Annotated in this window: 9 protein-coding genes; 8 read left to right on the top strand and 1 reads right to left on the bottom strand. The window is 73.8% G+C overall.

Annotation, left to right across the window (positions count from 1 at the left end; genetic code table 11):
- The first annotated feature begins 133 nt into the window (after positions 1-133).
- The 3 genes from ACWGL3_RS25505 (at position 134) to guaA (ending at position 5457) form a co-directional block, all read left to right on the top strand.
- Positions 134-2563, top strand: a complete 2430-nt coding sequence (locus tag ACWGL3_RS25505) for an endonuclease/exonuclease/phosphatase family protein (RefSeq protein ID WP_452461873.1) — start codon at positions 134-136, stop codon at positions 2561-2563.
- Between the two features lie 198 nt (positions 2564-2761).
- Positions 2762-3784, top strand: a complete 1023-nt coding sequence (galE, locus tag ACWGL3_RS25500) for a UDP-glucose 4-epimerase GalE (RefSeq protein WP_267948105.1) — start codon at positions 2762-2764, stop codon at positions 3782-3784.
- Between the two features lie 92 nt (positions 3785-3876).
- Complete coding sequence (gene guaA / locus ACWGL3_RS25495) at positions 3877-5457, top strand: glutamine-hydrolyzing GMP synthase (RefSeq protein WP_267948106.1); 1581 nt, start codon at positions 3877-3879, stop codon at positions 5455-5457.
- A 236-nt stretch (positions 5458-5693) separates the two neighbouring features.
- Here guaA and ACWGL3_RS25490 read toward each other — a convergent pair whose 3' ends face one another.
- Positions 5694-7586, bottom strand: a complete 1893-nt coding sequence (locus tag ACWGL3_RS25490) for a serine/threonine-protein kinase (RefSeq protein ID WP_267948107.1) — start codon at positions 7584-7586, stop codon at positions 5694-5696.
- Positions 7587-7851: 265 nt separating this feature from the next.
- On the opposite strand from ACWGL3_RS25490, the gene ACWGL3_RS25485 reads away from it, so the two are divergent.
- From ACWGL3_RS25485 to ACWGL3_RS25465, 5 genes are all read left to right on the top strand, one after another.
- Positions 7852-8823: a 4-(cytidine 5'-diphospho)-2-C-methyl-D-erythritol kinase gene (locus ACWGL3_RS25485; protein WP_267948108.1), complete on the top strand. Its 972-nt coding sequence runs from the start codon at positions 7852-7854 to the stop codon at positions 8821-8823.
- An 83-nt stretch (positions 8824-8906) separates the two neighbouring features.
- Positions 8907-9614 (top strand): thiamine pyrophosphate-dependent enzyme, encoded by a 708-nt coding sequence (locus ACWGL3_RS25480; RefSeq protein WP_267948109.1) that lies wholly within the window; start codon positions 8907-8909, stop codon positions 9612-9614.
- Positions 9615-9624: 10 nt separating this feature from the next.
- Positions 9625-10524, top strand: a complete 900-nt coding sequence (locus tag ACWGL3_RS25475) for a transketolase family protein (RefSeq protein WP_344178926.1) — start codon at positions 9625-9627, stop codon at positions 10522-10524.
- A 318-nt stretch (positions 10525-10842) separates the two neighbouring features.
- Positions 10843-12624 carry an ABC-F family ATP-binding cassette domain-containing protein gene (locus ACWGL3_RS25470; protein ID WP_344178925.1) on the top strand — a complete coding sequence of 594 codons (1782 nt, stop codon included), beginning with the start codon at positions 10843-10845 and terminating at the stop codon, positions 12622-12624.
- A 167-nt stretch (positions 12625-12791) separates the two neighbouring features.
- Entirely contained in the window at positions 12792-13283 is a 492-nt protein-coding gene (locus tag ACWGL3_RS25465) for a glutathione peroxidase (RefSeq protein ID WP_267948112.1), read from the top strand.
- The last annotated feature ends 28 nt before the right edge of the window (positions 13284-13311 follow it).

Here is a 13311-nt window from a genome sequence, read left to right as displayed (position 1 = left end):
GGACGCGCGGCGCCGGTCGGACCGCGCCGGCGGCCGCCCGCTTCGCCTCCATTTCACGCCTTCTCTTCCGGTCGGACATCCGCGCGGGTGATGATGTGCGGGCCCCCGTTGCCCAGCGACCCCCGGAGCAGATGTGTCCCCCACCCGACCCGGACGTCTGATCGCGTCCACGTCCGCCGCGGCCGCGGTCCTCCTCGGCGTCGGCCTCGCGGCGGCGCCGCCCGCCCTCGCCGACGACGCCGCGCCCGTGATCAGCGAGGTGTACGGCGGAGGCGGCAACAGCGGAGCCCTGCTGCGCCACGACTTCGTCGAGCTCGGGAACCCGGCCGGCGGACCCGCCGACCTCGACGGCTGGAGCGTCCAGTACCTCCCCGCCGCCCCGGGACCGTCCACACGGGTGCAGGTCACGGCCCTGACCGGGGAGATCCCGGCGGGAGGCCACCACCTCGTCCGCCAGGCGGCGGGCGCCGGGGGCAGCGTCGAGCTCCCCGCCCCCGACACCGCCGGCAGCACCAACATGTCCGCGACGGCGGGCACGGTCCTGCTCGTCTCCGGCACCGAGCCGGTCTCCTGCCGGACCGCGGCGGCGTGCGCGCAGGACGGCTCCGTGGTGGACGTGGTCGGCTACGGCAACGCCGTCGTCCACGCCGGATCGCCCGTCACGGGGCTCTCCAACACCGCGTCCGCCTCGCGCGACGCCGCGTTCACCGACACGGGCGACAACGCCGCCGACCTCACCGCCGGGGACCCCACGCCCACCAACGCGGCGGGCGAGACGGCGGGCGACGGCGGCGGGCCGGAGGAGCCCGTCGAGCCCGGCGACCTGCGCGTCCACGACGTGCAGGGCACCACCCGCACCTCCCCGTACGCCGGCCGCCAGGTCACCGGCCTGCCCGGGGTGGTGACGGCGGTCAACGCCTTCGGCGGCGCCCGCGGATTCTGGTTCCAGGACACCGAGGGCGACGGCGACCCCCGCACGAGCGAGGCCCTCTTCGTCTTCACCGGCTCCACCACGCCCGCCGTCGCCCCCGGCGACGAGGTCCTGGTCGCCGGGCGGGTCGGCGAGTACCGGCCCGCGGCCGGCCACCAGACCACCACCCAGCTCGACGGGGCCCGCTGGACCGTCCTGTCCACCGGCAACGCGCTCCCCGACTCCGTCCTGCTGGACGCCGACGCCCTCCCCGAGGCGTACGCGCCCGACCACGGCGGCGACGTCTCCGGCCTGGAGCTGGAGCCCGACAAGTACGCGCTGGACTTCTGGGCCGCGCACGAGCACATGACGGTCCGCGTCGAGGACGCCCCCGTGGTGGGCGCCACGGACGGCTACCACGCCCTGTGGGTGACCACCGATCCCGGCCAGAACCCCACCGTCAACGGCGGGACCGCCTACGGCTCCTACGACGAACCCAACTCCGGGCGGGTCAAGGTCGAGTCCCTGCTCGACCGCGCCGAGCACCCCTTCCCCGAGGCGAACGTCGGCGACACCCTCGCCGGGGTCACCGAGGGCCCCCTCCACCACAGCCGGTTCGGCGGCTACCTGATCCGCGCCACCACCCTGGGGGAGCACGTCCCGGGCGGCCTGGAGCGCACCCCGGTCCGCGACACCGAGCGGTACGAGGTCAGCATCGCCACCTACAACGTCGAGAACCTCGGCGGCCGTGACGACCAGGCCAGGTTCGACGCGCTCGCGGCCGGGATCGTCGACCACCTGGACACGCCCGACATCATCGGGCTGGAGGAGATCCAGGACGACAGCGGCCCCGTGGACGACGGCACCGTCGACGCGGGCGTCACCCTCGACCGGCTCGTGGAGGCCGTCGCCGCGCACGGCGGCCCCGCCTACGAGTGGCGGCAGATCAGCCCCGAGGACAAGCAGGACGGCGGACAGCCGGGCGGCAACATCCGCAACGCCTTCCTGTTCGACCCCGAGCGGGTCGAGTTCGTGGACCGCGAGGGCGGCGACGCCACCACCGCCGTCGAGGTCGTGGAGGGCGCGCGGGGCGCCGAGCTGTCGGTGTCCCCGGGCCGCATCAGCCCGCTGGACGAGGCGTGGGACTCCAGCCGCAAGCCGCTGGTCGGCCACTTCCGCGCCCTCAACCGGGACGTCTACGTGGTCACCAACCACTTCAACTCCAAGGGCGGGGACGAGCCGCTCCACGGCGTCAACCAGCCGCCGAACCGCACCAGCGAGGCCCAGCGCCACGCCCAGGCCGAGCTGGTCGGGGCGTTCGCCGACGAACTGCTCGCGGCGGACCCGCAGGCCAACCTGGTCGTCATGGGCGACCTGAACGACTTCCAGTTCTCGCGGACCCTGGAGATCCTCACCGGGGAGGATCGCCTGTACAACCCCATGGCGGACCTGCCCGAGGGGGAGCGCTACAACTACGTGTTCGACGGCAACTCCCAGGCCCTGGACCACATCCTGGTCAACCGGGCCCTGGCGGGACGCGTCGACTACGCGGTCGCGCGGCTCAACTCCGAGTTCCACGACCAGGTCAGCGACCACGACCCGCAGGTGCTGTGGCTGGACACCCGCCGGAGCACCCCGCCGGGACGCGGCTGACCCGCGCGGACCGGAGGGGGCGGGCGCCCGGCCGCGCCCGCCCCCTCGGCGCGCCCGCGGCCCGCCGTACCGGGCCCGGGAGCGGCCGGTCACGGCAGGTGCCCGGGTGGCGCGTGTCACCGGCGGCCGACCCGGCCGCCCCCTATCCTGGGGAGCGTCCGCGAGAGGGCGGGCGCTCCTCAGCCAGGGAAGCGAGAGATGAACGTACTGCTCACCGGGGGGGCCGGGTACATCGGCTCGCACACCGCGGTCGAACTGCTCCAGGCCGGACACGACGTCGTCGTGGTCGACTCCCTCGTCAACAGCAGCGAGGAGGCCGTCCGCCGCGTCGAGCGCATCACCGGGCGGACCGTCGCCTTCCACCGGGCGGACTGCACCGACCCCGCAGCGCTGCGCCGGATCTTCGACGTCCACGACGTCGACGCCGTCATCCACCTGGCCGGGCTCAAGGCGGTGGGCGAGTCCGTCGCCCAGCCGCTGCGCTACTACCGCAACAACCTCGACGCGCTCCTGAACCTCGCCGAGGCGATGGACGAGCACGACGTCCGGAACCTGGTGTTCAGCTCGTCGGCGACGGTCTACGGCGACCCCGAGCACCTGCCCCTCACCGAGGACAGCACCCTCTCGGTGACCAACCCCTACGGCGCCACCAAGCTGTTCATCGAGCGCGTCCTGGAGGACCTGGCCGCCGCCGACCCCCGCTGGCACATCGTCTCCCTGCGCTACTTCAACCCGATCGGCGCCCACCCCAGCGGGCTCATCGGCGAGGACCCCCTGGGCGTCCCCAACAACCTGTTCCCGTACATCGCGCAGGTCGCGGCCGGACGCCGGGAGCGGCTCACCGTGTTCGGCGACGACTACGACACCCCCGACGGCACGGGTGTCCGGGACTACCTGCACGTGGTCGACCTCGCCCAGGGCCACCTGGCCGCCGTCGACCACCTCGGCGACACCGCGGGCTGCCGCGTCTACAACCTGGGCACCGGCCGCGGCACCTCGGTCATGGAGGGCCTGCGCGCGTTCGAGAGGGCCACCGGCGCACCCGTCCCGTACGAGGTGGCCGACCGGCGCCCCGGCGACGTCGCCGTGTGCTACTCCGACCCCTCCGCCGCCGCCCGCGACCTGGGCTGGAAGGCGGCCCTCACCGTCGACGACGCCTGCCGGGACGCGTGGAACTGGCAGTCGGCCAACCCCGGCGGCTTCGGGGGCGCCGGGAGCTGAGCCCCACCGCACACCCCGGAGTACCGGTTGAGCACGGGGAACGCCCTAGACTGGACGCCTATCCCTGTACTTCCTGCGGAAGGTCCTCCGTCGTGTCCGTTGGTGCTGAGAGCACGTTCGACACCGTTCTCGTCGTGGACTTCGGCGCGCAGTACGCGCAGCTGATCGCACGACGCGTCCGCGAATGCCATGTGCACAGCGAGATCGTGCCCTCGACCATGCCCGTCGAGGACATGCTCGCCAAGAAACCCAAGGCCATCATCCTCTCCGGCGGCCCGTCCTCGGTCTACGCCGAGGGCGCCCCCGTCGTCGGCGCCGAGCTGTTCGAGACCGGGGTCCCGACCTTCGGCATCTGCTACGGCTTCCAGGCGATGACCCGGGCCCTGGGCGGAACCGTCGACCGGACCGACCTGAGCGAGTTCGGCCGCACCGAGCTGACGGCCGTCACCGACTCCCTGCTGTTCGCGGGCGCCCCCGCCGACCTGTCGGTGTGGATGTCGCACGGCGACTCCGTGGTGCGGGCCCCCGAGGGCTTCGCCACGACCGCCAGCACCGCCGGCGCCCCGGTCGCCGCGTTCGAGGACACCGACCGCCGCCTGTTCGGCGTGCAGTTCCACCCCGAGGTCATGCACACCGAGCACGGCCAGGAGGTGCTGCGCCGGTTCCTGTACGAGGGCGCCGGGTGCCGTCCCACCTGGACGATGGTGAACATCGTCGAGGAGCAGCTGGAGCGCATCCGCGAGCAGATCGGCGACAAGAGCGTCATCTGCGCGCTGAGCGGCGGCGTCGACTCCGCCGTGGCCGGAGCCCTCGTGCAGCGCGCCGTCGGCGACCAGCTGACCTGCGTGTTCGTCGACCACGGCCTGCTCCGCAAGGGTGAGGCCGAGCAGGTCGAGAAGGACTTCGTCGCGATCACCGGGGCCAAGCTCAAGGTCGTGGACGCCGAGGAGCGGTTCCTGTCGGCGCTGGCCGGGGTCACCGACCCCGAGGAGAAGCGCAAGATCATCGGCCGCGAGTTCATCCGCGTCTTCGAGCAGGCGGCCCGCGAGGTCGTCGCCGAGGGCGGGGAGGGCGGCGCCGAGGTCGAGTTCCTCGTGCAGGGCACCCTGTACCCCGACGTGGTCGAGTCCGGCGGCGGCACCGGGACCGCCAACATCAAGTCGCACCACAACGTGGGCGGCCTGCCCGACGACCTGCAGTTCACCCTGGTCGAGCCCCTCCGGGAGCTGTTCAAGGACGAGGTGCGCAAGGTCGGCGAGGAGCTGGGCCTGCCCGCCGAGATGGTGTGGCGCCAGCCGTTCCCCGGGCCGGGCCTGGGCATCCGCATCATCGGCGAGGTGACCCGCGACCGCCTGGAGATCCTGCGCGAGGCCGACGCCATCGCCCGCGAGGAGCTGTCCCGCGCCGGCCTGGACCGCGAGATCTGGCAGTGCCCGGTCGTGCTGCTCGCCGACGTCCGGTCGGTGGGCGTGCAGGGCGACGGCCGCACCTACGGCCACCCGGTCGTGCTGCGCCCGGTCAGCAGCGAGGACGCCATGACCGCGGACTGGTCGCGCGTGCCCTACGACGTGCTGGCGAAGATCTCCAACCGGATCACCAACGAGGTCCGGGAGATCAACCGGGTGACGCTGGACGTGACCAGCAAGCCCCCGGGCACCATCGAGTGGGAGTAGGGGAGCGCCCCTCCCCGGAGCACGGACGGGCCCGGCACACCGCGTGTGTGCCGGGCCCTGTCCTTGTCCTCCGTCGCGCTCCGGCCCGGGGCCGCGGGGCCCGGCAGCGCTTCCGGACGGGGCGGGGCCGCGCACCCTCCCGGCCCACCGCCCCCGGCCGTGTTCCGCGGGTCGTGCCGGGCCCGCGGTGATCGGCGCGGGCGCCGGGCCGACCGCGGGCCTCCACGGACCACGCCCTAGTAGGTCACCATGTCCCGGATCTCGATGGAGGTCGGCGCGCCGCCGGGGGTGTTGTTGAGCAGGAGCCTGACCGGGCTCTCGTCCTCGGTGAGGATGAACACCAGCTCGCCCGCGGCCGGGGTGCCCGGGGCGAGGCCGCCGGTGTCCCACAGCGAACTCACCTGTTCGTCCCTGGACGGGGTCGCCGCGACGACCTCGGACTCCGACTCGGTGACCAGGTACTGCGACTTGCTGTCGAACACGAAGCGCTCGCCCTCGAGGAGGTTGGTGACCTGCAGGTCCACGACGCAGTACTCGCCCCTGCGGAGCGCGGATCGGCCCTCCAGCGTCTCCATCCCGCAGTTGACGGAGTTGACCCGGTACTCGACCGTGCCGTCGGCGGAGACCCCGCCGGATCCGTCCGAGGGGACGGAGTCGTCGGCGCCGTCGTCCGGTGCGGGCTCCGGGGCCTCCTCCTGCTCCGAGCCGGCCCCCGCGGGAGGGGCCTCGTCCCCGCCGGAGAACGGCGGGTCGTCCCGGTTCATCACCAGGATCGTCAGGACGGCCATGAGCACCAGGAGCACCGCGGCGCCCACCGCCACCGCGACGACCAGTCCGCGGCGCCGGTTCGGTGCGGCCGGCCGGTGCGGGGGAGGGGGGACCGGGGGCACGTACGGCTGCGGCCCCGGGCGGTTCGCCTGCTGGTCGGCGGGGGGCACCATCGGGATGGGCCCGGTCGAGGCCGGGTGCTGGGCCGGGGGCGGACCCGCCTGCCGGGGCTGCTGCGCCTGGCCGCCCGGCGGTGGGCCGGGCTGGTGGCCGGTCGCGGGATAGCCCGGGGGCGGCCCCGCGGGAGGCTGCGGGTGCTGGAAGTTGCCCGTCTGGTGCGCGGGCATGGGCGGGCCCGCCTGGTACTGGCCGGGCGCCGGGTGCCGCATGCCCGTCACGGTCTGGTGTCCGGGCCCGCCCTGCTGGGGGCGCATCCCCGGGGGAGGGCCGGGCGGCATCGGCGGCAGGTTGGGCCGCCACGACTGGTGCAGCGCGTGCGACACCATGTCGTTGGGGTTGGTGCTGTCCTCCCCGCCCGCCAGCTCCAGCAGGAGGTCCTGGGCGGTGGGCCGGCGGTTCGGCTCCTTGGCCAGGGCACGCGTCACGAGGCGGTCGAGAGGGCTGTCCAGGTTGCCGATCTGGGGTTCGGCGAACAGCACCCGCTTGCCCAGCGTCATGGCGTCGCCGTTGCCGAAGGGGTGCGTGCCGTTGCCGGCGAACGCCACCAGGCACCCCCAGGCGAAGATGTCCGCCGAGGTGGTGACCTGCTCCTCCAACAGCTGCTCGGGCGCCATCCACCCGGGGCTGCCCATGACGATGCCGGTCTGGGTGTGGTTCGTGGCGGTGTTCATCGCGCGCGCGATGCCGAAGTCGATCACCCGGGGGCCCGACAGCGACAGCAGCACGTTCGCGGGCTTGAGGTCGCGGTGGACCAGCCCGGTGCGGTGGATGGCCGCGAGCGCGGCGGCCACGCCCAGGGCGAAGCCGTGCAGGGTGGAGGAGTCCAGCGGACCGTTCTCGGCTATGTGCTCGGCCAGGGCGGTGCCGGCGATGTACTCGGTGACCATGTAGGGACGGTTCTCGAACGTCCCGTGGTCGAGCACCTTGGCGGTGCAGAAGGAGGCGACCTTGCGGGCGTTCTCCATCTCATCGCGAAAACGCGCCCGGGTCGCCTCGTCGAAGGCGAGTTCCGGACGGATGACCTTGATGGCTACCTGGTTGTTCCGGTCCGACATACTGCCCAGGTAGACGGTGCCCATGCCACCGCTGCCCAGCTTGCCGGACAGCACGTAGGGACCGATGGTGGCCGGATCCCCGGCGGCCAGCGGTTCCAGGTTCTTCGGGAGCCCATCCGACGGCAAGCGACCCTCCCCGACGGTGTCCAAACCCCGCCTTGCCCCAAGGTAGCGGTGTTTGTGCCCTGATTCCCACTCAGCGGCCTGATTGGGCCGTTCTGGGGGCAGGCGGTGACTGACATGACAGTGGTGACGATCCCCGGATCGTGATCCTGGTTCCCGATTCCTTCCGCCGATGGCGTTAGCGCCGGTCGGAGGGGGTGAACACACCGGCGCCCCTGGCGGGGTACGTGTTCACGCAAGGTGGGGGTTCCTTTACGATTGGGGACTCGTGACCGTTAATACCACCGTAACCGTGCGGGTCCCCGCGAAGGTGAACCTCCAGTTGGCGGTGGGGCCCGGACGCGAGGACGGGTTCCACGACCTCGTCAACGTGTTCCACGCCGTCTCACTGTTCGATGAGGTTACCGTCAAGGAGGCCCGGTCGCGTCGGCCGAGTCCCCCGGGCGGGGGCGGCTCCGTCGTCGCGGAACTGACCGCCGGCGGCGGCCTGGGGTCCCACCTTTCCCGCGTTCCCCTCGACGCGAGCAACCTGGCCGCCCGCGCGGCGGTCCTGGTGGCCGAGCGCACGGGGAAGGGCTTCCCCGTCACCGTCCACCTGGACAAGAACATCCCGGTGGCGGGAGGCATGGCCGGAGGGAGCGCGGACGCGGCCGCCGCCCTGGTCGCCTGCGACCGGCTCTGGGGCGCCGGCCTGTCACGGGAGGCCCTCCTCGACTGCGCCGCCGAGCTCGGCAGCGACGTCCCCTTCGCCCTGGTGGGCTCGACGGCCGTCGGGACGGGGCGGGGCGAGGTCCTCTCGCCGATGGCCAGCCCCGGCCGTTTCCGCTGGGTCTTCGCCCTGTCGCCGCACGGCCTGTCCACGGCGCGGGTCTTCCGCGAGTACGACCGGATCCGTCCGGACGCCCCCCCGCCGAGCCTCGACCCGGCCCTGGCCGGCGCGCTCGCGCTGGGGGACCCCGCGGCCGTCGGAGCGGCGCTCACCAACGACCTCCAGGAGGCCGCCCTGTCCCTCCTGCCGGAGCTGGAGCGCACCCTCGGGACCGGGCGGGGCGCCGGGGCCCTGGGGGCCCTGGTGTCGGGCTCGGGGCCCACCTGTGCGTTCCTGGTGGGCGGGGGACCGGAGGACGCCGCCGTCGTGGCCGAGCGCGAGGCCTCGGTGGTCGCGGCCCTGGAGGGGAGCGGGCTGTGCGAGCAGGTGGTGACGGCCCACGGGGACGTGCCGGGCGCCGTTGTGCTGTGACCTAAATCACTGTCGTTTCTTCCGTTCTGTGGGGGTTTCGCCCAGTTGACCTGAACCACGGTTGAGGTCGAACACTGGTGTGCATGACGACCGCAACCGCCTTGTCGCGCTACGCCGACCTGCCAGCCCTCATCGGCCTCATGGAGGGTGACGAGAAGCACATGGGCGCCGCCCACTCCACCCTGGACGTGGTGTGGGTCCTCTACGACCGCGTCCTGGCCGTCACCCCCGCGACGGCCGAGGACCCCGCCAGGGACCGCTTCCTGCTGTCCAAGGGCCACGGGCCCGCGGCGTTCTACGCGGTGCTGGCCGCCAAGGGGTTCGTGGACGTGGCCGCCCTGCGCGGCTGGACGGCCTTCGACTCCCCGCTGGGCCACCACCCGGACCGGGTCCTCGTGCCCGGGGTGGAGATCGGCAGCGGCTCCCTCGGCCACGGCCTGCCCCTCGGACTGGGCAGCGCCCTCGGCCTGCGCGCCCAGGGCGTCCGCCGCCCCGACGGCGCCGCCCCCCGCGTGGTGGTGCTCCTCGGGGACGGGGAACTCGACGAGGGCAGCAACCACGAGGCGATCGCCGTCGCCGGGCGGCTCGGCGTCGACAACCTCACCGCGGTCGTCGTGGACAACGCCTCAAGCACCCACGGCTGGCCCGGCGGCGTCGCCGCACGGTTCGCGGGGGAGGGGTGGGCGGCGCGCGAGGTCGCCGGGCGCGACCACGACGCCCTCCACGAGGCCCTCACCCGGCCCCACACAGGACGGCCGCTGGCCGTCGTCGCCCGCGTCCGGACCAGGTAGGGGACAGGCCATGCGAGAAACCTTCGCCGCCACCGTCAGCGAGGCCATGGACCGCGACCCGCGCGTCGCGGTGGTCCTCGCCGCCATCTCGGCGGGCATGTTCCGCTCCGCCGCGGCCCGCCACCCCGGGCGGGTGGTCGACGTCGGCATCCGGGAGCAGGCCATGATCGGGGTGGCCGGCGGGCTCGCCCTGACCGGGATGCGCCCGATCGTGCACAGCTACGCCCCGTTCCTGGTCGAGCGGCCGTTCGAGCAGGTCAAACTGGACTTCGCCCACCAGGACGTGGGCGCCGTCCTGGTCAGCATCGGCGGCTCCTACGACGCCTCCGAGGAGGGGCGCACCCACCAGGCGCCCGGCGACGTCGCCCTGCTCGACACCCTCCCGGGGTGGACCGTGCACGTGCCGGGCCACCCGGACGAGGCCCGCGCCGCCCTGGAGTCCGCCATCCCCGGCGACGACCGCGTGTACGTGAGGCTGTCGGAGACCTCGAACCGCGCGCCCCGGCCCGTGGACGGGCGGCTGTCCGCGGTGCGCACGGGGTCGCCCCGCTCCGCGGGCGTGGTGGTCGCCGTCGGACCGATGCTGGACCGCGTGCTGGAGGCCACCGCCGACCTCGACGTGACGGTCGCCCACACCTCCACCGTGCGCCCGTTCGACCGCGCGGGGCTCAGCGCCCTGGTCGGGGCGGCGGGCAACGCCGACGTGCTCGTGGTGGAGCCCTACCTCGCCGGGACCTCCGCGCACGAGGTCGCGGCGGCCCTCGTGGACCGGCGCCACCGGCAGCTCGGGCTGGGGGTGGCCCGCGACCGGGAACTGCGCGCCTACGGCGCCCCCGCGCAGCACGCGCGGGCGCACGGCCTGGACGCGGAGGGCATCGCCGAGGCCGCCAGGGGGTTCTTCCTGGTGTAGGCCGGGGCCGGGGAACCCGGCGGCGCGGAACGCGCCCGGGGCCTTGCGTGGTGCGGCCCCGGGCGCGTCCCGTGCGGGGACACGCGCCGTCCGGGGCGCATCCCCGCGTGAGGCGCCGGGCGACTGCGGCGTCGTGCTCGGTCACCGCGACCCGGGCCGCTCCCCCGCGGGAGGCACACCCGCCGCCCGTGCCCGGGCTCGCCGCGCCCCCGCGGGGGGACGAGAGCCCGGACCGCGGCCCCGCCGTCGGGACAGGGATCCCGTGCCCCGGGGCGGGGCGGCCAGGGCACTGGGTCGGACCCGGGACAATGGAAGGTGATGACGAATCTGGTCAACCTTCAGGACGTGTCCCTGGCCTACGGGCCGCTCGTACTCCTCGACAAGGTGTCGCTCGGCGTCGACGAGGGCGAACGCATCGGTGTGGTCGGCCGCAACGGCGGCGGCAAGTCCACGCTGATCTCCGTGCTCTCCGGCATCACCGAGCCCGACTCCGGGCGGGTCGTGCACAACCGCGGGCTGCGCATCGGCTTCCTGCACCAGCGCGACACCTTCCCCGACACCACCGTCGGCGGGTTCGTGCTGGGCGACCGCGCCGAGCACGAGTGGGCGGGCGACTCCCGCATCCGCGACGTCCTGCGGGGCCTCCTCGGCGGCTGGGACCTGGACACGCCCATGTCCGGGCTCTCCGGCGGCGAGCGCCGCCGCTCGGGACTGGCGCGGCTGCTCATCGGCGACCACGACCTCATCGTCCTGGACGAGCCCACCAACCACCTCGACATCGAGGGCATCGCCTGGCTCGCCGAGCACCTGCGCGGCCGCCCGGAGGCGCTCGTGGTCGTCACGCACGACCGCTGGTTCCTGGACGCCGTCACCACCCGCACCTGGGAGGTCGGGCGCGGCGCCGTCGAGCGCTACGAGGGGGGCTACGCCGCCTACGTCCTGGCCAAGGCCGAACGGGACCGCCAGGCCGCGGCCTCCGAGGAGCGGCGCCAGAACCTCATGCGCAAGGAGCTGGCCTGGCTGCGCCGCGGCGCCCCGGCCCGGACCTCCAAACCCAAGTTCCGCATCGAGGCGGCCAACCAGCTCATCGCCGACGAGCCGCCGCTCCGCGACACCGTCGAGCTGGTGCGGTTCGCGAGCTCCCGGCTCGGCAAGACCGTCATCGACCTCAAGAACGTGTCGGTGGCCGTCCCCGACCGGACCCTCCTGGACCACCTCACCTGGCAGCTGGGCCCCGGCGACCGGGTCGGCCTGGTGGGGGTGAACGGCGCGGGCAAGTCCACCCTCCTCAAGATCCTCGCCGAGGAGCGCGAGCCCGACTCCGGCAGCGTGCGCACCGGCCGCACCGTCAGGCTCGCCCACCTGTCGCAGAACGTCGTCGAACTCGACCCCGAGGCGCGCCCGCTCCAGGCCGTCATGGAGATCCGCGAGCACATCACCATCGGCAAGCGCGACTACACGGCGAGCCAGATGCTGGAGCGCTTCGGCTTCCGGGGCGACCGGCAGTGGACGCCGATCGGCGACCTGTCCGGCGGCGAGCGCCGCCGCCTCCAGCTCCTGCGCCTGCTCATGGACGAGCCCAACGTGCTGCTGCTGGACGAGCCCACCAACGACCTGGACATCGAGACCCTCACCGAGCTGGAGGACCTCCTCGACGGCTGGCCGGGCTCCCTCGTGCTGGTCAGCCACGACCGGTACTTCCTGGAGCGCATCACCGACCGGGTGCTCGCGCTCATGGGGGACGGCAGCCTCGCCTTCCTGCCCGGCGGCGTCGACGAGTACCTGGAGCGCCGCGCGGTGACCGCGGGGGAGGCCACGGTGCCGCTCGGCGCGTCCGAGACCGCTGCGGCCGGGGCCGCCCCCGAGCAGCCCGCGGTGTCCGCGACGGAGCGGCGCGCGGCCCAGAAGGAGCTCCAGCGCGTCGAGCGCCGCATGGACCGCATCACCAGGCGCGAGGCGGAGCTGCACGAGCTGATGGCCGCCGCCGCGAACGACTACGCCCGGCTCGCCGAACTGGACGCCGAGGCCAAGGCCCTGGCGACCGAGCGCGGCGAGCTGGAGGAGGTCTGGCTGGAGCAGGCGGAGATCGTCGGCGACTGACCGCCGGGCGCGCTCCTCCGGCCGGGGCCCCGCGAGGGGGCCCGGCGAGGGGCTCCCCGCCTCCGCCGGGCGGCTCGGGGCGCCGTCGAGTAGCCTCCGGGAACATGGGGCCGCCGCGGCCGACCGTACGCCGGGCGCCACCCCCCAGTGGACAGGAGTGAACCCGCATGACCGCTTTGGACGAGATTCCGGTGACGCTGATCGACGGGCGCGAGACGACCTTCGGCGAGTGGGCCGGAAAGGTCAGGCTGGTGGTGAACGTCGCCTCCCGGTGCGGGCTCACGCCGCAGTACGGGCAGCTGGAGGAGTTGCAGAAACGCTACGCCGACCGGGGGTTCACCGTGCTGGGGTTCCCCAGCAACCAGTTCCTCCAGGAGTTCGGCAGCGACGGCAAGATCGCCGAGTACTGCTCCGCGACGTGGGGGGTGACCTTCCCGATGGCGAGCAAGGTCAAGGTCAACGGGAAGGACCGCCACCCGCTCTACGGCGAGCTCACGGCGACCCCCGACGCGGACGGCCAGGCGGGGAAGGTGAAGTGGAACTTCGAGAAGTTCCTCGTCCTCCCGGACGGCGCCGTGCACCGCTTCCGCCCGGCCACGCTGCCGGACGACCCCGCCATCGTCGCGCTCATCGAGAAGTCGCTCCCCGGGGAGGCGTGAGGGCGCGGTAGCCCGTCCCCTCCGGGGC

Source organism: Nocardiopsis sp. NPDC055824, assembly GCF_053616335.1.
Note: the sequence above shows the minus strand (reverse complement) of the source record. Positions and strands in the feature narration are given on the sequence as shown.